The following is a 21,898-nucleotide window of genomic DNA, read 5'->3' as shown; positions in this document are numbered from 1 at the left end:
TTTAATTAACTTACAGCAAACTTTTTTGAGCTCCGTACTTATTCAGATATTGATTCAGTTTTACCTTTTTGCGTGTGCTTTCACTTGTCATATATCGAAGCTTTCCAAAAACCTCTCTTTCCTGCCATGCCCGATCAAATCTCCCCAAACACCAAAAAATTCCGGAATAGCTATTTGGGTCTCTCCCATCAATTGCATACTTATTGTTTAATTCGATTAAATAATCTAAGGCTGTTCGATAATCTGGGGTCCATTCTATCACTTTCTTACCCCAAAGCATTCTCAGATAATTATGAATAATACCCTCTTCTCTTAACTGGGTTTGAGCAGCATTCCAAAGTTCATCATGAGTTTTAGATTTTTCAAATTCTTCGAACGTATATAAATGCTCGCGCTTATCATCCCTATGATCGGCCATTGTTTCTTGTACCCATGCCGGTAGACTTTCAAATTTATCGTAATCGGGCCTATGATGTGCATAATGGAAACCGACTTCTCTCCAGGTTATTACCTCATCGAGAAAACTCTCTATACTCGAATTCCCGTTGAAGAAGCCCGAATTCTTCCCTCCATTGCGGGTTATTGAACCTATATCCCAATCCTCAGGTTGCTTTTCCAAAACTGCCTTTACAATTTCGTACTCACTAATTTTTCCAAAATGTAACCAACCGCTGAGACCACTTGTCTTCTGCTCATCTGGGTGATTCCGCTTTTCATTGTATTCAAATAAACTGTTTACTATAAAATCATCAAGCTTTGCTAATGCTGCTTTTCTTGTTCCTTTTGCCCCTATAGGTAAGATTTCATGATCAATATCAAATTGTGAAATGGATTTCCCAATATCTTCGAGTAGAACATCTCCTGCAGGATAAGTGTTGAGGAATTCAGAGCTAAGGATGATCTTATCCTTATTTTTTAAATCTCGAATGGGATTTTCTTTTGGCGGATTGGTATATGCTTCTATAAAATGTTTTTGCATTACCTTCCTGAACAGATAAGCGGAATAGGGATCTTTATCAGTAACCCCAAGGGGAATTAACCCATTTGAATCGATAGTAATGTATGGGATATCCAGCTTCTTACTTACCGATTCGTTGTGTTTTCGGGTTATGAATACTGGATGTTCATCAGAAATAACCATGCAAGCTTCTTCTGCTAACTTATAGAATAAGCCCCTACCCTGCCCTTTTTCTGACTCTACAAAACTATAAAAGTTTATCCCCTGCGATTTAGCATAATCCAGGTTTTCCTTCATTCCTTCCATCATAAACTTATGGAATCTGTCACACGCCCAAGGGTAGGCAATATTTAATCCTTCATACACTAATAAAGGCTTACCTAACTTATTGGCCCATGCAATGGCAAATTCCAGAGCATAGTTATAATGAAAGCGGCGTGTAATTTGCAACCAATACAAAACAAAAGCCCCATCCTTATTTGGAGCTTTATTGTTTCTTGTAAATTTTCGGAAGCTGTTAATATTCTTGATATCAGTCTGCATAAATGTACAAACTGATTTAGAGTCCAAGACATTCCTTTAGAAACTGAATACTACTCCCACATTGAATGTTGTTAAGTCGGTTCTGGATCGGGTTACATCATACTCTACGCCTCTTCGGTTTCTAATCAATCCCCCTTCTCTCAGATAAGATGCTTCTCCACCCAACATGTGTTTAGCTTTTACTATCATGGAAACTCCAAAAAAATCTCCATCCTCGTCATACCCTTCATATAGCCTAAATTTTAACCCCCCACCTATTCCATAATTTGTGGTTGTGTAGTCATAATTGATCGTGCTTGCAATATCTTCTTCACTCCAATCATCAACTACACTACTTTCAGTATATAGGTAGTTGATACCTATCATTCCTTCTATAAAAGGACGAATAGCTCCATAAGCTGGTTCAAAACGCATTAAGAAATGTGGAGTAACCATATTATTGGTGGTTCGAACTCTAACCAACACTTCCTGGATGTCAGGACTAAAGTATTCTGATCTCTCTGCCCAACCAAAATTCTGATATATCAAGCCTCCTCCTATATGGATCGGCAAGCCTGGAAGCTGATATGTTCCTGCCAAGTCTACCCCGTATGAATTTCTATCCAATGCTTGCTGAAAACTTCCCTGAGGAGTCCCCAACGCAAAGCCTACATCAATATTAAATGATTGTGCATGGATAATTCCTGAAATAGATAGAATTAAAAAAATGGTAACTATGCGTATCATAACTCCTCCCGAGATTGTTTAGGTTGGGGGAATTTCTTTTAATCCTAGTGGAGAAAGTATTACATAAAGATGTGAAGCATGTTTGTGCGGTATGCCTAACAAAAAATTCCATGTCTAAGAGATCCTTTTCAGGGTTGAAAGGAATTTTTCACTGTCTTCTCTTATTGCCTTTTTTTCGTCTTCAGATTTTTTCTCGTACAAGTTTACCATAAAATTAGCTCTCCCGTTCTGTACAAAAGTCTCTCGTTGTTCATCAATAAAATTCCAATAGAGGTAGTTAAATGGACATGCCTCTTCCCCTGTTTTCTGTTTCACTTTATATGCACAATTTTTACAATAGTCACTCATCTTATTAATGTAATTCCCACCTGCTACATATGGTTTTGATGCTAAAATACCACCATCAGCAAATGTGGACATTCCTAATACATTTGGAAGGACTACCCATTCATAGGCATCAACATATGCAAACCAAAACCACTCATTCAAATCCCCTGGATCTGTTTTTGTAAGTTTGCTAAAATTGCTAAGTACCATTAACCGAGGAATGTGATGCGAATAGCCCTGTTCTATTACCGGACTGACACATTCTTTCATGCAATTCATTTTAGTATCAGCTGTCCAAAACAGCTCTGGTAACTTCTCATCAAACTCGAAATAATTAAAATCCCGAGCTTCAGGCATGGTCGCTTCATAGTATACTCTCACAAATTCTCTCCAACCAATCACTTGCCTGATAAACCCTTCCGCTGAGTTCAGCCTGGCCTTTCCTTCTTTATAAGCCTTTATTACAGCATCACACACTTCTTCAGGTAATAGGAGTCCATTATTTAAATACATAGAAAGGTGAGAATGAAAAATTACTGGCTCTCCATTGCTCATTGCATCCTCATACGGCCCAAAGTTATCCAGGCACTTCTCTATGAATTCATTTAGCCGGTGTAATGCATAGAGCCTGGTAACTGCATATCCAAAGCTCTCAATCTCTCCAAAATGGTTATCAAATTCATGCCTTACCAATTCTATTACTTCCTTTGTAATTACATCTAATTTGGTAGTCATTCGCTCCGAAATCGATATTCCTTTCGGAAGTTTCTCCCTGTTTTGATCATCATAATTCCAGGAACCTCCTTCAGGCTCTTCTCCATTCATCAAGTAACCTGTTTGCCTGCGCATGTCCCTATAGAAATACTCCATTCTAGAACCCGGCCTTATTTTCTCTTTGTACTTATCAGCATCCGCAAGAAAAAAGGTATTTGGAACTTCCGTAAGACGCTCCGGAAATTCTTCAGAAATGCTTTTTATTCTTTGTCTTGTTTCCCACTCGGAAGGAGTCATATATGATATTTTCAAATCCATACTTCCTCCTAATAATTCTCTGAGCCCGTCATCATAATGACCTGGTGTAGAGTGATAACATACCGGATAACCTTCTGAGCATTGTTCTAAGGCAAAGTGCCTCATCGAACTCAATAGATATACTAACTTCTTTTTATGGTATGGCAAAGAAGAACCTTTGGCCTTCGACTCTATAAATATTAGAAGAGGCTTTTCCTCCCTAACCCATTCCGGCCAGGCATCAATATTCAACTGATCATGTAGAATAAAAACAGCCTTTGAATATTCTTTAAGATTTGGTCGTTGAATATTTGAATCTATACATCTGAGATATGCGCGATTACTCATACCCAGCAAATAAAAAGGAACATTAGTTAGTTCCTTTTCCAAAAAAGTGTTTGCTTCAAATATTAATACTATTATATTAGTATTAACTAAATCGTAATAGTATGAAGAAATCTTTGACTCCCCTTGGTGAAACTGAAATGGAAATCCTGCATCATGTATGGGAGCTTGGAGAAGCAACCGTTGCAGATGTCCAGGAACGTATCCTTCAGGAGAGGAAGGTTGCCTACACCACCGTAATGACTATCATGAAAAACCTGAATGACAAAGGGTATTTGAAGTACAGAAAAGATGGAGCAACCTATGTATATAGCGCCGCAAAAAAACCCGAAGAAGTTCAGTTTAATCTTATCGATAAACTAATAGATAAGGTATTTAAAGGATCCCCTGCTGCATTAGTTCAAACTCTTGTTAAGAACGAGAATCTTAGCGAAGAAGAAGTTGCTGAAATAAAAAAATTGATTGATAAGCTGGAGGACTGATATGCAAGCTTTATATGATTTTCTTCAACAAACCGGTTTACAAAGCTTAGACGTTTTCTGGTTTCCCTTACTCATATGGACTTCTATCGCTATTATTGTTTTTTTGGCTTTAAGCTCCTCAAATAAACTAAACCCTCTCTACCATTATCACTTAAGAGCAGCAACCTTAGTTGCCATACCGCTTGGGTTAGTTACAGCTTTCGGAGTTCATTTCTTTGTATCAAACACTTCTTCGACTCAACCTTTTGATCCAGCTTTATTTATTGTGGAAACTCCGCAAACATTTCTTCTCGAAAATTCTGTTGGAAGTGCCGAGGTAGTAAACCTGAACTGGTTTGAGCCCAACTTCCTTCTTGGTGTCCTTACAATGATTCTTGGAATAGTGAGTGTTATAATGATCATCAGATTGGCTATAAGCTATTATCGCCTTAAAGCTTTATACAGGGGACTGTTCAAAACCAGCTTAAGCAATATCAACGAGTTTAGAGGAACCTCATTTCAAAACGTCAAAGTCTCTTTCATAGAACACCCTTTAGTTCCCTTCACTTTTGGATGGAAACACCCGGTAATAGTACTACCTAAGAGAATTGAATCGAAACCCAAAAAAATAGAAATGGCCATTAGGCATGAGCTAGTTCATATTCGTAGAGGAGATTACTTATTACAATTATTTCTATCCGTTATTGAATCTCTGTTTTGGTTCCATCCACTTATCAAATTTGGTGCCCGAGAAATTGAAACTTACAGAGAGATCTCATGTGACCAGGAAGTATTGAATACAACCGATGTGTCTTTAAAAAAATATGCCTCCATGCTTTATGAGCTTTTACCTCTTAATAGGGGTTTAAGTGAATTCTCAGTGAGTATGGCTGTACGACAATCTACACTTAAAAAACGCCTTGTAACTATGAAACAACATTCTATTTATAAAACCTCGCTTAAACGAAGCTTAGTATTTTTAAGCTTACTGCTAATAATTATAACTATACCTATTGCTTGCTCCGACTTAAGAGCACCTGAAGGTTTGAGTTATGAAGAACTCGAAGGCACTTCGTTTAGCATGAAAAGCATTACTGTTGAAATCAATGGAGAAGAAGTTTTTTCCCAGGATGGAGATGCTGGAGCTAGTTCTTCGGGGCTTTCTGCTCTTTTTATTAATACTGGAGAATATGGAGTATTCAAGATATCCCCAACAAGATTTGATGAAGGCCAGCTCGCAGGAGAATTCATAGGCAATACTGCTCGTTTTAAAATTAATCAAATGGATGTAGTGATTTCATCGAGCTCCAATTTCCTTGATGGCATTTCTGAAGCCGAGTTATGGGTAACTCATAAAGCTATAAAAATAGTAGGGCCTTCTCATGGGGTTGCAGCTGCTACACAGACAATTGATCAATTTTTAGGACTGGATGGCAAAGAAATAAGCCATGATGATCCGGATGTCTTTATTGTAGTTGAAGAAATGCCTCAACTTATAGGAGGACTAAGTTCACTTCAAAGTAAAGTTATATATCCGACAATGGCTAAAAGAGCCGGTATAGAAGGGCGAGTAACCGTACAATTTATAGTTAATGAACAGGGAGAAGTGGAAAGTCCTGAGATCATCCGTGGGATAGGTGGTGGAGCCGATGAAGAAGCTTTACGAGTGGTAAAAGAAGCTAAATTCTCTCCTGGAATTCAAAGAGGACAGCCAGTTAAGGTGAAATATACATTACCAATTGTATTTCGATTATCTGATTCTGATTTTACTTCAAATAATGATATTGTAGCTGTATTGTTAAGTTATTCAGATAATGAAGTAAAGTTTAAAATTACAAACGCAACCTCTCAACCCCTTGCTGGAGCTACTGTTAGTGTTTCGGGTACAAATATAGGTTCAGCAGCTAATGAAAATGGGGTAGTTACTTTGACAAACTTACCACCTGGAAGAAATGAATTTGTCATTACCTATATTGGTTTAAATACCGCCAAAGTATATCATGAATTCAAAGAATAGTTTTAGATTTTTCTTTTTTTAATTTTTTTTGAAACTTCGATTTTAAGGCTCCGTACTAGTGCGGAGTTTTTTAATTTTAAACATATTTTGTTATGCCTGCTAAGTTAAGAAAATCCAAGAAGGACAAGATGATCGCCGGGGTATGTAGTGGTCTAGCAGAATATCTGGGATGGGATCCTACTATTGTACGGATTCTTTTTATTGGCGCTGCTTTCTTTTCATATGGTTCGCCCGTTCTTATCTATTTTATTTTAGCCATAGTAATGCCTGATTAAGGCCCTTTTATCCATAGTTGGAAAATTAGGTTTGCATGTGCATCTTAAGCACATTAATTATTTGTGCTTATGAAAGTTGGAATTGTAGGAGACGCTTCAAGAGGTCTTGCATGGGAGCAACACTTACGCCCCCATAGCATTGTTCGACAGGTAGATCTCACTCCAAATCTTGCTGATATCGACCAAGTAGATGCATGTTTTATATTGGACGAATCTCCGCAAAATTTAGACATTCTTCTTGAAGGGATTCAAAAGGGATTTAACATATTCTTTATAGCCAAACAGCCTACTGATATTAAAAAACTGGAAAAGATACATGCAGCTTCTAAAGAGGCAGGTGTATTGGTACAGTTCGCACATTGGCCAACTCTTGCTCCTGCTACCCAGTGGATGATTGATAAAGTGGGAAAGCCCAACTATATCCATATAGAAAAAGAAGTAAACAGAAATCAAATTATTGATGCTGAAACAGAATTTGAGCATCTCTGGATAGATGAGCTAGGATTATGCCTCAAATGGATTGATAGCGGAATTCATAATCTTGAAGCAAAACAGATCAATCTTCAGGGCACATTGCCGGTTTCCTTTCATTTGTTTCTTAGGTTTGATAATGGTTCTACTGCTTCAATTAATGTATACAGTGGAGCATCTGAAAGTAACCACAAAAGACTTATTTCAAATAAGTCTTCATTTCTTGAATGCAATGTCCCTACTCAAACCATAAAACTTGGACGGGTAAGCGATAGCAATAGACTGTTTTTTGAGAAACAGGTCTTTGACCCGTCAACAGCAGCAGAAAAGGCTGCACTATTATTCCTTAAAGCTGTTCAACTTAATAAAGAGACTGCATATACCAGTTATGATGCTCTTCAACTCGCCATTCAAATTGAGAAAGTAAAACAACGACTTACACAATTCACGTAACATTTAGATAATATTAAGGTGATGTTAACTTTACTTTGAGTTAACAATTTGGTAACATAGCAATGTCAGTAAAATTAGAGAGGTATTGTTATGAAAAAATACATTTTTACGCTGTTTGTTTTTTTAGCAGCAACGCTATCTACTACAAATGCACAACAAACTATAACTTCGACTGAAAACGAAAAGAAAGTCACACATGTAATTGGCAATCATTACGATGTAGTTTATACAGATGAAGAGGGTAATGTTCTACAAAAAGGACAGTACTTTAAAGTCGGTGAACGTTTGAAGCCGCATGGTATTTGGAAACTATACGATCACAACACCTTTGAATTAGTTACAACTGCCAAATATGATAAAGGTGATCAACTTTGGGTTGAAACCATTATCGATGGTCAGAAAATAAAGATCGACAAATACCAGTTATTGGTGAAGCGCCTGGAAGACCGTATTGCAGCTCTGGAGAAGCAAGTAAATGAAAGCGAATTGGAATAATCCAGCCCCTTTATATTAGGAGGGTAAAATGAAATCCGGATTATACAATCACTATTATAAGCTTGGTCTAGAACATTTCATTAATAAAAGATTGTTCGGGCTTCACAAAACAGATATTCGAACAGAAGTGTTCTATCTAGGATTGATTCTTGTAATAATTATTTTAGCCTTGATATTATAGTTTTACTTAGGCCTGATTGATTTAAATGCTTTTTTTAAATCATCTCGTGACATTAACTCACTAATAAAGTTAAACTGCCCAGCTTGAAGCCGCTCTCCTCCATCAATTACAACAGATTCTCCAGTTATATAAGGAGCGAGGTCAGACATGAGGAACGTAGCTAAATTAGCGAGTTCCTCATGTTTTCCATATCTCTTCATTGGAATTTTCTTTAAAAATAATGCCTCTGCATCTTTCCCAGGTACTAATCGAGACCACGCCCCTTCCGTTGGAAATGGACCAGGAGCAATTGCATTCACCCTAATGCCATACTCAGCCCATTCATAGCCAAGAGATCGAGTCATAGTAAGCACCCCTGCTTTGCTGCAAGCCGATGGAAGTACAAATGCACATCCTGTGCTTTCCGCATAAGTGGTCACAATATTTAAAATTGCTCCTTCTTTGCCTTCATTAATTAGATAATTACCAAATGCATGTGTACAATTAAAACTTCCGTGAAGTACTATATCCACAATGGCCTTGAACCCTCCAGGAGATAAGTCCTCAGATGCAGAAAGGAAGTTACCAGCAGCATTATTGACAAGACCCTCAAGGGAACCATAATCCGAAATTACTTTTGAAATCATTTCACTTACTGCTCCATGATCTCTCACATCCACTATATAATATCTTGAAACTGCTCCCTCCTTTTCCTTACTAATTTCATTAACAGCTGATTGCAATTTTTCTTCGGTTCTTCCACAAATAGCAACATCAGCTCCATGCCTGGTAAAACCTTTTGCCATTGCCAAACCCAGGCCACTTCCTCCTCCAGTAATTAAAATGGTTTTTCCCTTTAGTGTATCTTCTTTAAACATGCCTGATCAATTTAAATTTTCAAAAATACCCGCAGCTCCCATTCCCCCACCTATACACATAGTAACCATGCCATATTTAGAGTTTCGAGATTGCATTTCGTGTAAGATCTGAGTGGTTAGCTTGGCTCCGGTACATCCCAGAGGATGCCCCATCGCAATTGCCCCGCCGTTTACATTTGTGATTTCCTGATCCAGCTCCAACTCCCTAATCACGGCCAATGACTGAGCAGCAAACGCTTCATTTAGTTCAATTAAGTCAATGCTATTTTTATTAACCCCTGTCCTTTTCAAAACTTTGGGAACTGCCTCAACAGGCCCAATACCCATATATTCCGGCGCTACCCCTGCCACATCAAAACCTACATACCGGGCTATAGGAGTTAGACCAAGTTCTTTTACTTTTTCTTCGCTCATCACTAATACAGCAGCTGCCGCATCATTCATTTGTGAGGAATTACCAGCAGTAACAGATCCACCTGCTTTAAAAACTGCTCTCAGTCCACTTAATACTTCTACAGAAGTATCAGCCCTTGGGCCTTCATCTTTTGAGAAGGAAAAAATTTCTTTGACTAACTCTCCTTCGGCTGTAATTTTTTTCTCTTCAACCTGAACCGTAGTGATCTGGTTATCAAACTTCCCATTCTCCCAAGCAGCTATAGATCGCATATGACTTTGCAATGCGAAGGCGTCCTGATTTTCACGGCTAATGCCATATTTCTCAGCAACATTTTCAGCTGTAAGCCCCATGCTGATATATACTTCCGGGCGATTATCTACTAACGTTGGATTAGGTTGAAACGATAATCCTCCCATAGGAACCATACTCATTGACTCTACCCCACCAGCGATAATTACATCTGCCCCTCCTGCTATTATTCGCTCAGAAGCCATCGCTATGGTTTGCAGTCCGGATGAACAAAAACGATTTACTGTGACTCCGGGAACCGAATCCGGAAGACCTCCCAGAAAAGCAATTTGCCGTGCTATATTTAATCCTTGAGAGGCCTCGGGAAATGCACACCCCATTATCACATCATCTACTTGAGCCGAATCCAATGAAGGAACTTCTTTAAGAAGGTCTTTAATTACTTCACCCCCTAGTGTATCGGGATAGGTAAATCTAAGGGATCCTTTGTTTGCTTTTCCACACGCAGTTCTTTTTGCTGCTACGATATATGCAGTACTCATATCAATTCCTTAATGGTTTTCCAGTCTTCATCATATGCTCAATTCGAGCATGTGTGCGTTCATCTTTGAAACAATCAAGTATCGCTTCTCTTTCTAACTTAAGTAGGTAATCCTCAGGTACTAGTTGTGGCTCACTTAATTCTCCTCCAGCCAAGATATTCCCTACCCGAAGACTTAGTACCTTGTCATAATCAGTAGCAAATCGTGCTTCATGCATCACATATAGCATAACCTTCATTACACTCATTGCCTTATCACCTAACACCTGGATATCTTCCTTTGCCGGTGGCTGATAACCAGATTCCACCATTGCAAGAGCTTCTTGTTTCGCTACAGAGATAAGTAAATGCCTGTTCATCACTATAATATCTTCATCCCTTAAAAATCCAATTTCTCTTGCGTTATGCGCACTATCTGAGACTTTTGCCAAACCAATAGTTTTAAAAGCCTCGCGAATATATGGTAACGGATCTGCTTCTTTTTCTACTTGAGTCATTGCTCGTTTAAGTAATTCTGTGGTTCCTCCACCAGCAGGAATCAAACCAACACCCACTTCAACAAGACCCATATAGAGTTCATGGTGTGCTACTATTCTATCCGAATAGAGCAAGAATTCAGTTCCGCCTCCAAGAGTCATTCCGAATGGAGCAGATACTACAGGAAATGGGCTGTAGCGCAACTTTAGGGCAGTCCGCTGAAAGTTACTTACTGCATCTACCACATTATTAAACTTCCCAGACTGGAGCGCCTGTACAGCCTCCATTAAATTTGCTCCATAAGCGAAATTTTCGCCATCGTGACTGATAACAAGGGCTTTGAACTGCTCCTCTACAATATTCAGGCAACGCTCTAATGTTGTCACGAGTTCAAAGCCTAACGTGGCATTTTTTGTTTTGAATTCGAATAAAGCAATCCCATCTCCCATATCAATAAGAGCAGCAGAATCATTTTCAAAAATGGGATCATTTGCTCTACGAAGTGAAGCCACTGTAATTTCGCCATCAACATTAGCGGTTTGTTCGATCATCTTTTTTGAAACCGGATCGAACACCAACCCATCTTTGTAAAAAGTCTGAAAGCCTGCCTCTTTTAAATCGCTTACAACTTTAGGAGTTGTGATACCCTCTTCTTCTAATCGAGTACATACTTCATCCACTCCTAAAGCATCCCAACGCTCAAAAGGTCCTAATCTCCAATTAAATCCCCACTTCATCGCTCGATCAATTGACTCAATAGAATCGGCTATCTCGGGGACTCTATTGGCAGCATACAATAACACATCACGTTGAGTTTGCCAGACCAGCTTACCTTCTTTTGAGTCATGAAAAGCCAGAAACTTTAACTTCCCAGCAGTTCCTGGTTGTTTCTTGGCCTCTGCAATTACTTCTGAAGTACCACTCCTTTGAGGCCCATATTCCATCGTTTCTGAATTAATCGTATGAAATTCCCTCCCTTTTTCTGTTTGTACTTTCTTATAGAATCCGGAGCCCGATTTATTCCCGAGCTTTCCTTCCTTTACCATCTTTATAAAAGCCTCTGGGAGCAGAAAGGTATCTCTCATTTCATCATCTGGAATCATCGGATGTAAATTCCCTGATACATAGGCCATTACATCTAATCCTACTATATCTCCAGTCCGGAACGTGGCCGATTTTGAGTACCCTGCAAGAGTTCCGGTGAGCGCATCTATCTCCTCAACGCGGAAATCTCCATTAAAGAAATGAGGCATCATAGATGCCATTGAAAATACCCCAATCCTATTCGCAATGAAGTTTGGGGTATCTTTACATAGCACTACCCCTTTCCCCAATACTCTTTCACAAAAGGACTTGATAGTAGAAACTACTTCTTTGGAAGTTGACTCAGTCGGTATCAACTCCAATAATTTCATATATCGTGGCGGGTTAAAAAAATGAGTTCCTAAAAAGTGAGATCTAAATTCTTGTGAGCATTCTGAACTTATTTCTGATATAGGTAACCCGGAAGTGTTTGAACTTACAATAGTATGTTCGCCTCTTACCTTCTCAATCTTAGCCATTAGGCTTTTCTTGATATCCATTCTCTCAATCACGACTTCGCAAATCCAATCTACTCCAGAAAGAGAATCCATATCGTCATCAAAATTCCCAACCCGGATACGTTCTGCAAACTTGGAAAGACCAAAAGGAGCTGGTTTCAGTTTCAGGATTTTTTTGAGGCTTTCTTCTGCAATTTTGTTAGGTCGTTTTGGATCATCACTCTTCAGATCAAGAAGCATTACTTCCAGCCCTGCATTTACGCAATGAGCAGCAATCTGGCTTCCCATTACTCCTGAACCTAATACAGCTACTTTACGAATTCTATATGTTTTGCTAGACATGTATTACTCAATTATTCTATATAAACGGATTTGATCTCATCAGCATAATTTTGTTTAACAATACTTCTACGGATACTCATCTTTGGCGTCAACTCTCCCGTATCTATGCTGAATGGAGTTTCTATTATTACAAATTTTTTGACTTGCTCCCAGTGTGGTAGTTTACGATTCACTTTATCTACTTCGAGTTGAATCCTACCAATTACGTCTTCATTTAATGCCCGATCATTTTGAGGATATGGCCTCCCTTTTTGCTCAAATCGTTTTTCCATATTTACCCAATCAGGAATTATCAAAGCAGCACAGAATTTCTCCTGATCTCCGATCACCATGGCCTGATCGATGAACCCACTATTCATTAGTGCATTTTCTATCGGCTGAGGTGCAACATACTTTCCTGTCGAAAGCTTAAACATCGACTTCTTTCGATCGGTAATAAATAACCAGCCTTCATCATCTAAGTAGCCTATATCACCTGTACAAAACCACCCATCCTCCGTCATTACTTCTGCCGTTTTCTCTGGCATCTTGTAATAACCCTTCATGAGATTCGGTCCTTTAGTTTGGATTTCTCCATCCTCTGCAATTCGAATTTCTACATCCACCAGTGCCTTACCAGCAGATCCAATCCGAATCTGATCCGGAAGGGAACCACTCATTACAGGGGAAGTTTCCGTTAAGCCATAACCCATCCCACATTTCAAACCAATACCATTAAAAAAGCGCATCACATTAGGACTTAAAGCTGCACCTCCTGACATGGTGCCCATTAAATTCCCGCCCATATTTTCCCGGATTTTCGAGTACACCAACTTATCAGCAATTTTCCACTTTACAGCATCCATGCCTTGAGGAGGGTCTTCCGGATCATAATCTTCGGCAAGATTAATAGCCCAATAGTACAATTGTTTCTTAATCCCAGAAAGTTCTTGTCCTCTTACTTTGATCCCCGTCATAATCTTTTCAAGTAAACGGGGTACTGTAGCAAAGTAAATGGGCTTGATGGTGATTAGATCTGATCTAAAGTCTTGCACATCCTCTACATAGTACACCGAGGCTCCGCAATAGATGTAAATATAGGATGCAATCCTCTCCAGCATATGTGTAAGTGGCAGATAAGAAAGAATCTTTGGCTGCTCTATCCTGGTAGTATCAAAAGGCATGTACAAATCTGACGCAATGGTATTCGAAGCCAGGTTCAAGTGCGTTAACATCACCCCTTTTGGAACTCCTGTAGTACCAGAGGTATAATTGATGTTTGCCAAATCATCAGGCTCGATGGCGTTTCTTAATTCATCCAATAAGTTAGGCTGGTCTTTATCTAAAGCCCTTCCCATTTCCATGACTTCCTCAAAACCTTTAAGCTTTTCGTGTACAGAAGGCTGGATGCTAATAATCGCCTGAATCGTTTCAATCTCTTTAATGAGAGGTTTGGTTTCTGCAAACATCTCGTCGTTAGAGATGATGTGCACCTTTGCCTCTGAATTCTCAAGTATATATTTGATTTGATCAGCAGGCTGGGTAGTATAAATTGCCACATTTACCGCACCAATAGAAAGAATAGCCTGGTCGCAGATTAACCATTCCGTACTATTTTCAGAATGGATAGAAACCCGATCCCCCTTCCTTACACCGAGCTCATATAACCCCAAAGCAAGACTGCGAACTTTTTCCCTGAACTCGTCCACACTCGTTTCCAGCCATTTACCTTTGCGTTTTACCGCAGATAAAATCCCTAATTTATTTTTCTTCATACCCTCTTCCAGCATTAAGGGTACTACTGTCGGTTCATATTTCATATTTTGCACTGGGTTGTTACTATGTATCGGTAGATACACTTTCGCCTAAAAACATGAAAGCGATTCCACCAAATAAATACTCAACTTAACACTGTTAAGCAAGCAATGATTATAGAAGAATCAATCAAAAAAAAAGTAGAAGGGTTCCTTACCAAGAATATTGAAAATATGGGAACTACAATCGGAATTAAGTTTTTAAAAATCAGCCGGAAAGAAATGGTCGCAGAAATGCCTGTAGATCATCGAACCGTTCAACCTTTTCGAGTATTGCATGGTGGAGCTTCGGTAGCTTTATCCGAAACTCTGTGTTCAGTCGGAGCCTGGATTCACCTTCCCGAAGGGAAAACTGCTGTTGGTATTGAGATCAATGCCAACCACCATAGACCGGTTTTTGAAGGTGGAAAAGTAACCGCGACTGCCACTCCCATCCAGATTGGAAAAACTATCCATGTTTGGGAAACCAAGATAGTTGATGAGAGAGGGAAGTTAGTTTGTACATCTCGTTGTACGCTAGCAATTATTGAAAAACCATGACCCAATATTTCTTATTCAATAATGCTTCGATATCTGAGAAGAAAGATTTTATAAATACTGTTTCTGAAAATTTTCTGGTTTCAATTAAGAATGAAGGTTTTCTTATAACGAACAAACATGAAGATTTCACGTTTTTTGTAGCCATCGAAGATTATGGATTTTACACCTCACGCACAGGCAACTACTTCTATTTTCTTGGACTATTTATTGAAGAGGCTACAGGTAGATTTGGAGATATAAGAATAAAAGATAAATAAATTATGTAGTCCACTACATTTTTAATACATTTATGTAGCCAACTACATAAATGTATTCTATGACACCATTTATCAAAGATTTAGGAGTTTATTCTCTAGCCATTCGCCTTAAGCAGCTTCATGAAACGATGGTTCACAGTGCCCGTTCTCTGTATAAATCCTTGGATTTAGACATCGAACCAAACTGGCACCTCATTTTCAAATTACTACAAGAACACGAAGAGCTGTCGGTAACTGAAATTGCTGAAGCCATTCAATTCTCTCACCCATCAGTAATCTCTATTATTGGAAAAATGAAGGAAAGAGGGTTCCTGTTAACCAGAAGTGATCCATCAGACTCGCGAAGGCAATTAATATCACTTAGCGAAGCAGCTAAAGAAAAACTCCCTGAATTTGAAAAAGTTTGGGATGCAAGTGCCGTAGTTATTGAAGAGATGCTCCCTAAGGATGTGGACTTTTACCAAATCCTGGATTCTATGGGAGAATATTTTATGGAAGAAAGTTATGAGTTAAGAACCCTGAAACAACTGTCTAATGATCAAAAATAGTCTGGATTTCTCCCCTGAGGATTTTAAAACATTGCTTGAAAAAAGCACCGAATTGGTGCTTGAAAAGTTTGAGAACCTATCCGAAAAGAAAGCGTTCTATTCACATCCACAAAAAGAGTTCGAAGCCTGGTTTGATGAAACCCTTCCTGAAGAGGGTATGCCCGCTGAGGAACTGCTAGAACTAACAAAAAGCAAAGTCACAGATGTGGCTACTGATAACCTGGGCCGGCACATGTATGCCTATGTAATGGCTGGAGGTAATCAGCTTGGGATAATCGGAGAGTTTTTAGCAGCTACCATAAACCAAAATATGGGAAAATGGCACCTTGGCCCATCTGTAGCTGAAATGGAAAAACGTATAGTACAATGGGGTTCAGACATTATCGGCTATGGGGATAATATTGGAGGTGTGTTGGTTAGCGGAGGCTCGGCAGCTAATCTAACAGGCTTAACTGCTGCCAGGAATATCTTCTTTCAAAAAAGAGGAATCCGAGAAAAGGGATTATTTGGGCAAAAACCTTTTGTTGTTTATGCTTCAAAAGAGGTACATGGCTGTATCGATAAAAGTGTTGATATGCTTGGAATCGGCACCTCACACTTGAGAAAAATTGAAACGAATCCTGATTTTACTATTAACCTGGAAGCCCTCAAGCAGCAAATAGAAGCAGACATTAAGCAGGGATTAGAGCCTTTCTGTATTGTTGGAACTGCCGGAACCGTAAATACCGGAGCAATTGATGATTTAGACAGCCTTGCAGCTATTACTAAGAAATATGGATTATGGTTTCATGTAGATGGAGCTTATGGAGGTCTAGCCTCAACCCTGGAATCCTTAAAAACAGATTACAAAGGACTGGAGTTAGCAGATTCTGTAGCCATAGATTTTCATAAATGGTTGTATGCCCCTTTTGGAGTTGGATGTACCCTGGTTAAAAATTGGAGTGTACTAAAAGACACCTATTTCAAAAAGGCAGATTACCTTGATACCGGCCTTGAGGATGAAGGGAGATTAGATTTTAACGAACACACGTTTCAGTTATCCCGATCGGCAAGGGCTTTAAAAGTCTGGATGTCGGTAAAAGGATATGGAATGAAAAGAATCAGACAGATGATCCAAAAGGATATTGATCTCACCGACTACCTTTCTGATAAAGTAGAAGAGGCCAATGACTTTGAGTTAGTAGCACGATCTAAACTTGCTGTTTCCTGTTTCAGGTTTACAGGTAATCTAAAAACGGAGGAAGAAATCGTCGAGTTAAATAATCGGTTAATCCCTGCTTTAGAAGAAGATGGTCGGGTATTTATTACCGGAACACGATTGAATGGAATGTTTGTAATCCGTGCATGTGTTATCAATCACCGCAAACAAAAAGAAGATATAGACTATCTAATAAAGGTTATTAGAGAAGTAGGAAATAACATTATCAATGGAGATTAGAGAAGCAAAAAAAGAAGATCAAAACCAGGTTTGGGAAATTATTCAATCCGTTATCTCAACTGGTGATACCTATGTCTTCAACCCTGATTCTTCGAAAGAAGAAATGATCAACTATTGGTTTAAACACGGCACAATGACGTATGTAGCCGAAGAAGAGGGTGAGATTATAGGCACCTTTATTCTCACTGAAAATCAGCCCGGCTTAGGTTCTCATATTGCTAATGCATCTTATATGGTAAAACCAGAACACCGCGGAAAAGGAATTGGACGCAAGCTTGGAATCTTTTCTATAAACCTGGCAAGAGATATCGGCTTCTTATCCCTCCAGTTTAACATTGTAGTTAAGACAAATACAGGTGCTATTAAACTTTGGAAAGAATTGGGTTTCGAAGTTATCGGGGAAATTCCTGATGCTTTTGACCACCAGGAATACGGGCTGACCAATGCCTACATAATGTCGAGGAAGCTCTAAACCTTCTTGGTCATCCTAAGCATACCTGCGAAGGATCTAAGCGGATAGTAAGCAGATAAGATTCTTCGGTGGCAGCCTCAGAATGACTTTTAAAGTGCTTAATTACAAAGGCAGATTATCGTGCTTTTTCTTTGGCACTGAATCCACTTTATGCTGAGTAACCTCCAGCATCTTAATAAGCTTTTCCCTGGTTTCGGAAGGAAGAATTACATCATCAATAAAGCCTCTTGCTGCTGCTTTATAGGGATGTGCAAATTCCTCTGCATACTGTGCTTCCAATTCTTTTTGCTTGACTTCTGGGTCATCAGCAGCTGAAATTTCTCGTCGGAAAATAATCTCCACCGCTCCTTTAGTTCCCATGACTGCAATCTCGGCAGTAGGCCAGGCCACATTATAATCAGACCGAATATGCTTGGAGTTCATTACATCATAAGCTCCACCATAGGCTTTTCTGGTGATTACCGTCATCTTAGGAACAGTGGCTTCACAGAATGCATAAAGCAGCTTCGCTCCGTGTTTAATGATGCCTCCCCACTCCTGATCAGTTCCCGGAAGGAAACCAGGAACATCTTCAAATACAACCAATGGGATGTTGAAGGCATCACAGAAACGAACAAAGCGAGCTCCTTTCAACGAAGATCTAATATCAAGTACTCCAGCCATTGATAGTGGTTGGTTGGCTATAATCCCAACACTTTTACCCCCTAAACGAGCAAAACCAACTATTATACTTTCTGCATAATCCTTGTGTACCTCAAGGAAAGAGTCTTTATCTACAATACCTTGAATAACCTCATGCATGTCATAAGGCTTATTTGGATTGAGAGGAACAATATTTTCTAATGCCTCTGCTTTTGATGCGTCAGGATCTTTACTCTCAATAACAGGAACCTTCTCTTCACAGTTTTGAGGAACATAACTCATCAAGGTTCGAATTTGCTGGAGGCATACGGCATCATTTGGTGTTGAAAAATGTGCTACTCCTGATTTTGTATTGTGAGTAACCGATCCACCAAGTTCCTCCGAGGTAACCTCTTCATGGGTTACTGTTTTCACCACATTTGGACCAGTTACAAACATATAGCTGGTGTTTTCAACCATAAAAATAAAATCGGTAAGCGCCGGACTATACACCGCTCCACCAGCACATGGCCCCATAATAGCTGAGATTTGTGGAACTACCCCGGAAGCCATTGTATTCCTCCAAAACACCTCTGCATATCCTCCCAGAGAGGTAACTCCTTCCTGGATTCTTGCCCCGCCGGAATCATTCAAACCAATAAGAGGTACTCCGTTCTTCAAAGACAGATCCATGATTTTGCAAATTTTCTCTGCATGAGTTTCAGAAAGGGAGCCTCCGAAAACGGTAAAATCCTGGCTAAATACATACACAGGTTTGCCATGAACTTTTCCAAAGCCGGTTATCACCCCATCTCCAAGATATTTTTGCTTCTCTAAGCCGAAAGCTGAACTACGATGAGTTACAAAAGCATCTATCTCTTCAAAACTTCCTTTATCTACTAATAAATCGATACGCTCTCTGGCAGTTAACTTTCCCTTTTCGTGCTGCTTGGCAATTCGAGCTTCTCCACCACCCTTTAATGCTTCTTTTCTAAGCGAGAGCAAACGCTCTACTTTTTCATTCGATTCCATCCAACTCCTTATGTATTCCGTGGTTTATTAAAGTACTGATGCATGCGATCGGTAAAATCTACGGTTGCACCTGAGAACATGTCTACATCGTTCTTTGCAAAAATTTCTTCCTGAATAAATGTTGAGGTTTCTTTCCAGGTTTCAAAAGTACTAAGAGCGTTTAGTGCATCTTCATACTCTCCGGATGATTCGTTAAAGATTACCTCGATAAACTCGTCTCTTCGGCTTTCCAGTATATCCTCTAACTCTTTCCGAACCTCGGTTGAACCTGATACCTCTGCTTCTTCCTCAAAAATAGATGACTCTTCCATTGCCCCTTCCACTTCAATTTCTTCTTCAAAGGATTCAGCAATGTCCGATTCTAATTCCTGTTCCCGTTCTGCACTCCTTTCCCCACCCATCAGGACATCCATTTGATCCTGATTCAAGAATTGAGCCCACATGGGTTTTTCCTCCCCTTCTTCAACCTGTTCTTCATCTTCTGCTTCTGGAGTTTCTTCAAATGTATCTGCTAGATCAGGAGATTCTACTTCCAAGACTTCTTCTGTTTCCTCCTCAATAATATCAACAGGTAGATCTTCTACTGCTTCCATTTCTTCTTCAGTATTTTCAATTCCATCAAAAGAAGTCTTGGCCTGGTCAAGAATAGATATCAGGTTATCCCTGAATTCGGTATTAATTTCATCATTAGGGTCTCTTTTAATGCTCTCTGCTATTTCTTCCGAAGTTTCCAATATTCCCTCTTCCTCCTTCCCTTCCGTTCCTAGTGAGAATAGTTCATTTAGAGAGTTGCCCTCATCATAATCATTTAACCCAATAACTCCTTCGCTGGCTATATCTGATAGCAGTTCTGACATTTCATCGTCCGACAGTCCACCTTCGGAATACTGATCAGCAAGTGAAGTATCCTCTTGTGATTCATCACCAGGTACATATTCATAATTACCAAAAAAGCTTTCTATTAAACTATGTTCAGAGGCATCCTCTTCTGAAATTTTCTCGATCTGTTCGGTAGCCAGCTTTTCATTTTTAGCATCAATAGATTCAGATTTTCCGATTGAAGTAAAATCCACAAAACCTTCTGATGAAATAATTTCTATAAATACAGCTTTATCCAGTAAGTCGGTTCGCCCCTCAAATTTACTTGCCATCCCATAGAGACCTTTATCCTCAAAAAATGTGGCCAGAAGTCTAGGTTCGACTTGCCCACCAAAAAGTTCAAAGAGCTGCTCTAATTTCTGAGCCCAATCATTTGCAGAATAGGAAGTAACTAACTTCTCATCCAGTTTATGAATAAGGAGCTTGCAGCGTTCTTTAGTGAGCGTATCGAGGTTTCTCTTCCTCATGTATAGGGGAATGGCTGTTCCGAAGTGCTTGTAGATCGTTAAGGTTGCACACCTGGACTCGACTTCCTCTATGGGCAGTTCCTCATCTTCTCTAAATAGGTATTCAGCCATATTCTTCCGAGGCTCAATGAATACCATAATTATTCCACTAATAATCGTTTGGATCACTTTATACAGCTCTGATTTTGGGATATGAGAAGAACTTATGGCCGATCTTAAATAATCTTCGAATGCCTGACTTACTAGTTTTGAATCTGCATCGAACCAGCTATTGGATTCTATCTTTAACTCTTCCTTAACCTTGTCTTCAAGAAATAAGCGAATTCTTTCTACTACAAACGATGGTATACCTGATTTCAATAATTCATTCGGTGTGTATTCCGATTTATCACTAGTAACCAGGCTAACCAAATGGTCAGATATTTGATCAATTATTTGCTGCATAGAGGATTAAAAATAGGATGTATACTATCCCTTTCCAATAAAGCTTAATCAGAAATCTAATAAGTTTTACAAACTAAAAACTTGTTCTTTTCTTAGGATTGATCTTGGTACCTTTAAACATGTTTCGTCTACAGGTTGAACAGCTTTCTAAAAACTACAATCGGCATAAAGTTTTTGATAATCTCAGTTTTTCCCACTCAAAAGGGGTACTGGGCATTTCCGGAGCTAATGGAAGCGGTAAATCAACACTCTTAAAATGCCTGGCTTTTTTACTCAGGCCTAAAACAGGAACCATTCTTTGGAGTAAAGATGAAGTCAATTATTCAAAGGAAAACTCCAAGACATTGATGGGATACTCAGCTCCTTATATCAATTTATACGATGAGCTCACCTTAATTGAAAACCTGCGATTCTTAAAAACAGTAAGTGGACTTTCAAACGATGTAGCCCCGATTCTTTCTCTTCTTGAATATGTTGAGATCGATAAGCTGGGAGACCACCTTTTTAAAAACTTATCAACCGGTCAGCAACAAAGAGCTAAATTAGCCGCCAGTTTGGTACGAAATCCTGAAATTCTATTCCTGGACGAACCTGGCTCTAATCTCGATACAAAAGGACACGCACTTGTAGAGAATATTGTAAAAGATCAAAATGAAGCTGGCACCTTTGTGGTAATAGCTTCCAATGATCCTGAAGAAATCAAACTGTGTGATCAGGTGATTCAGTTGCACGATTGAATC

20 protein-coding genes are annotated in these 21,898 nt (G+C 39.2%); 11 read left to right on the top strand and 9 right to left on the bottom strand.

Features of this window, described 5'->3' with window-relative positions; all coding sequences use genetic code 11:
• Window positions 1-10 precede the first annotated feature (10 nt).
• The 3 genes from ED557_07255 to ED557_07245 all read right to left on the bottom strand — a co-directional run bounded on the left by ED557_07255 (window position 11) and on the right by ED557_07245 (window position 3,913).
• Window positions 11-1,501, bottom strand: a complete 1,491-nt coding sequence (locus ED557_07255) for a hypothetical protein (GenBank protein ID RNC84767.1) — start codon at window positions 1,499-1,501, stop codon at window positions 11-13.
• A 36-nt stretch (window positions 1,502-1,537) separates the two neighbouring features.
• Window positions 1,538-2,227, bottom strand: a complete 690-nt coding sequence (locus tag ED557_07250) for a hypothetical protein (GenBank protein RNC84766.1) — start codon at window positions 2,225-2,227, stop codon at window positions 1,538-1,540.
• A 114-nt stretch (window positions 2,228-2,341) separates the two neighbouring features.
• On the bottom strand, window positions 2,342-3,913 hold the full coding sequence (locus ED557_07245; GenBank protein ID RNC84814.1) for a cryptochrome/photolyase family protein: 1,572 nt from the start codon (window positions 3,911-3,913) through the stop codon (window positions 2,342-2,344).
• A gap of 101 nt (window positions 3,914-4,014) precedes the next feature.
• Here ED557_07245 and ED557_07240 point away from each other — a divergent pair, with 101 nt between their 5' ends.
• The 5 genes from ED557_07240 to ED557_07220 all read left to right on the top strand — a co-directional run bounded on the left by ED557_07240 (window position 4,015) and on the right by ED557_07220 (window position 8,082).
• A complete protein-coding gene (locus ED557_07240; GenBank protein RNC84765.1) occupies window positions 4,015-4,392 on the top strand; it encodes a BlaI/MecI/CopY family transcriptional regulator in 378 nt (125 codons plus the stop codon).
• Between the two features lies 1 nt (window position 4,393).
• Complete coding sequence (locus ED557_07235; GenBank protein RNC84764.1) at window positions 4,394-6,388, top strand: TonB family protein; 1,995 nt, start codon at window positions 4,394-4,396, stop codon at window positions 6,386-6,388.
• A 92-nt stretch (window positions 6,389-6,480) separates the two neighbouring features.
• Window positions 6,481-6,663, top strand: coding sequence for a PspC domain-containing protein (locus tag ED557_07230; GenBank protein RNC84763.1), 183 nt, complete (start codon window positions 6,481-6,483; stop codon window positions 6,661-6,663).
• Window positions 6,664-6,732: 69 nt separating this feature from the next.
• Window positions 6,733-7,587: a hypothetical protein gene (locus ED557_07225; protein ID RNC84762.1), complete on the top strand. Its 855-nt coding sequence runs from the start codon at window positions 6,733-6,735 to the stop codon at window positions 7,585-7,587.
• 90 nt (window positions 7,588-7,677) lie between these two features.
• On the top strand, window positions 7,678-8,082 hold the full coding sequence (locus tag ED557_07220; protein ID RNC84761.1) for a hypothetical protein: 405 nt from the start codon (window positions 7,678-7,680) through the stop codon (window positions 8,080-8,082).
• Window positions 8,083-8,265: 183 nt separating this feature from the next.
• Here the strand turns inward: ED557_07220 and ED557_07215 are convergent, their stop codons facing one another.
• From ED557_07215 to ED557_07200, 4 genes are read right to left on the bottom strand one after another with little or no spacing between them, the layout of a single operon-like run.
• Window positions 8,266-9,120, bottom strand: a complete 855-nt coding sequence (locus ED557_07215) for an SDR family oxidoreductase (GenBank protein RNC84760.1) — start codon at window positions 9,118-9,120, stop codon at window positions 8,266-8,268.
• A gap of 6 nt (window positions 9,121-9,126) precedes the next feature.
• Window positions 9,127-10,314, bottom strand: coding sequence for an acetyl-CoA C-acyltransferase (locus tag ED557_07210; GenBank protein ID RNC84759.1), 1,188 nt, complete (start codon window positions 10,312-10,314; stop codon window positions 9,127-9,129).
• Entirely contained in the window at window positions 10,310-12,667 is a 2,358-nt protein-coding gene (locus ED557_07205) for a 3-hydroxyacyl-CoA dehydrogenase/enoyl-CoA hydratase family protein (GenBank protein RNC84758.1), read from the bottom strand. The genes ED557_07210 and ED557_07205 overlap by 5 nt, the downstream gene beginning before the upstream one ends.
• An 11-nt stretch (window positions 12,668-12,678) precedes the next feature.
• Window positions 12,679-14,466 (bottom strand): long-chain fatty acid--CoA ligase, encoded by a 1,788-nt coding sequence (locus tag ED557_07200; GenBank protein ID RNC84757.1) that lies wholly within the window; start codon window positions 14,464-14,466, stop codon window positions 12,679-12,681.
• A 105-nt stretch (window positions 14,467-14,571) separates the two neighbouring features.
• Here ED557_07200 and ED557_07195 point away from each other — a divergent pair, with 105 nt between their 5' ends.
• The 5 genes from ED557_07195 to ED557_07175 are packed head-to-tail and all read left to right on the top strand — an operon-like array spanning window position 14,572 to window position 17,715.
• Window positions 14,572-15,000 carry a hotdog fold thioesterase gene (locus ED557_07195; GenBank protein RNC84756.1) on the top strand — a complete coding sequence of 143 codons (429 nt, stop codon included), beginning with the start codon at window positions 14,572-14,574 and terminating at the stop codon, window positions 14,998-15,000.
• Window positions 14,997-15,257 carry a hypothetical protein gene (locus ED557_07190; GenBank protein RNC84755.1) on the top strand — a complete coding sequence of 87 codons (261 nt, stop codon included), beginning with the start codon at window positions 14,997-14,999 and terminating at the stop codon, window positions 15,255-15,257. Before ED557_07195 ends, ED557_07190 begins: the two co-directional genes overlap by 4 nt.
• 50 nt (window positions 15,258-15,307) lie before the next feature.
• Window positions 15,308-15,805 (top strand): MarR family transcriptional regulator, encoded by a 498-nt coding sequence (locus ED557_07185; GenBank protein ID RNC84754.1) that lies wholly within the window; start codon window positions 15,308-15,310, stop codon window positions 15,803-15,805.
• Window positions 15,792-17,243: an aminotransferase class V-fold PLP-dependent enzyme gene (locus tag ED557_07180; GenBank protein RNC84753.1), complete on the top strand. Its 1,452-nt coding sequence runs from the start codon at window positions 15,792-15,794 to the stop codon at window positions 17,241-17,243. Before ED557_07185 ends, ED557_07180 begins: the two co-directional genes overlap by 14 nt.
• Window positions 17,233-17,715 carry a GNAT family N-acetyltransferase gene (locus ED557_07175; protein RNC84752.1) on the top strand — a complete coding sequence of 161 codons (483 nt, stop codon included), beginning with the start codon at window positions 17,233-17,235 and terminating at the stop codon, window positions 17,713-17,715. Before ED557_07180 ends, ED557_07175 begins: the two co-directional genes overlap by 11 nt.
• Window positions 17,716-17,817: 102 nt before the next feature.
• Here ED557_07175 and ED557_07170 read toward each other — a convergent pair whose 3' ends face one another.
• Complete coding sequence (locus ED557_07170) at window positions 17,818-19,368, bottom strand: acyl-CoA carboxylase subunit beta (protein ID RNC84751.1); 1,551 nt, start codon at window positions 19,366-19,368, stop codon at window positions 17,818-17,820.
• A gap of 8 nt (window positions 19,369-19,376) precedes the next feature.
• Window positions 19,377-21,125, bottom strand: coding sequence for a hypothetical protein (locus ED557_07165; protein ID RNC84750.1), 1,749 nt, complete (start codon window positions 21,123-21,125; stop codon window positions 19,377-19,379).
• Window positions 21,126-21,277: 152 nt separating this feature from the next.
• On the opposite strand from ED557_07165, the gene ED557_07160 reads away from it, so the two are divergent.
• Complete coding sequence (locus ED557_07160; GenBank protein ID RNC84813.1) at window positions 21,278-21,895, top strand: ABC transporter ATP-binding protein; 618 nt, start codon at window positions 21,278-21,280, stop codon at window positions 21,893-21,895.
• The last annotated feature ends 3 nt before the right edge of the window (window positions 21,896-21,898 follow it).

It is taken from the genome of Balneola sp. (assembly GCA_003712055.1).
Taxonomy (GTDB): domain Bacteria; phylum Bacteroidota; class Rhodothermia; order Balneolales; family Balneolaceae; genus RHLJ01.
Note: the sequence above shows the minus strand (reverse complement) of the source record. Positions and strands in the feature narration are given on the sequence as shown.

What these genes read in the sequence shown, in the direction of transcription:
- ED557_07245 (RNC84814.1), bottom strand. Translation starts at nt 3,913, where the DNA reads ATGAGTAATCGCGCATATCTCAGATGTATAGATTCAAATATTCAACGA.
- ED557_07175 (RNC84752.1), top strand. Translation starts at nt 17,233, where the DNA reads ATGGAGATTAGAGAAGCAAAAAAAGAAGATCAAAACCAGGTTTGGGAA.
- ED557_07180 (RNC84753.1), top strand. Translation starts at nt 15,792, where the DNA reads ATGATCAAAAATAGTCTGGATTTCTCCCCTGAGGATTTTAAAACATTG.
- ED557_07170 (RNC84751.1), bottom strand. Translation starts at nt 19,368, where the DNA reads ATGGAATCGAATGAAAAAGTAGAGCGTTTGCTCTCGCTTAGAAAAGAA.
- ED557_07195 (RNC84756.1), top strand. Translation starts at nt 14,572, where the DNA reads ATGATTATAGAAGAATCAATCAAAAAAAAAGTAGAAGGGTTCCTTACC.
- ED557_07230 (RNC84763.1), top strand. Translation starts at nt 6,481, where the DNA reads ATGCCTGCTAAGTTAAGAAAATCCAAGAAGGACAAGATGATCGCCGGG.
- ED557_07215 (RNC84760.1), bottom strand. Translation starts at nt 9,120, where the DNA reads ATGTTTAAAGAAGATACACTAAAGGGAAAAACCATTTTAATTACTGGA.
- ED557_07255 (RNC84767.1), bottom strand. Translation starts at nt 1,501, where the DNA reads ATGCAGACTGATATCAAGAATATTAACAGCTTCCGAAAATTTACAAGA.
- ED557_07185 (RNC84754.1), top strand. Translation starts at nt 15,308, where the DNA reads ATGTATTCTATGACACCATTTATCAAAGATTTAGGAGTTTATTCTCTA.
- ED557_07205 (RNC84758.1), bottom strand. Translation starts at nt 12,667, where the DNA reads ATGTCTAGCAAAACATATAGAATTCGTAAAGTAGCTGTATTAGGTTCA.
- ED557_07240 (RNC84765.1), top strand. Translation starts at nt 4,015, where the DNA reads ATGAAGAAATCTTTGACTCCCCTTGGTGAAACTGAAATGGAAATCCTG.
- ED557_07220 (RNC84761.1), top strand. Translation starts at nt 7,678, where the DNA reads ATGAAAAAATACATTTTTACGCTGTTTGTTTTTTTAGCAGCAACGCTA.
- ED557_07190 (RNC84755.1), top strand. Translation starts at nt 14,997, where the DNA reads ATGACCCAATATTTCTTATTCAATAATGCTTCGATATCTGAGAAGAAA.
- ED557_07160 (RNC84813.1), top strand. Translation starts at nt 21,278, where the DNA reads ATGTTTCGTCTACAGGTTGAACAGCTTTCTAAAAACTACAATCGGCAT.
- ED557_07235 (RNC84764.1), top strand. Translation starts at nt 4,394, where the DNA reads ATGCAAGCTTTATATGATTTTCTTCAACAAACCGGTTTACAAAGCTTA.
- ED557_07250 (RNC84766.1), bottom strand. Translation starts at nt 2,227, where the DNA reads ATGATACGCATAGTTACCATTTTTTTAATTCTATCTATTTCAGGAATT.
- ED557_07225 (RNC84762.1), top strand. Translation starts at nt 6,733, where the DNA reads ATGAAAGTTGGAATTGTAGGAGACGCTTCAAGAGGTCTTGCATGGGAG.
- ED557_07200 (RNC84757.1), bottom strand. Translation starts at nt 14,466, where the DNA reads ATGAAATATGAACCGACAGTAGTACCCTTAATGCTGGAAGAGGGTATG.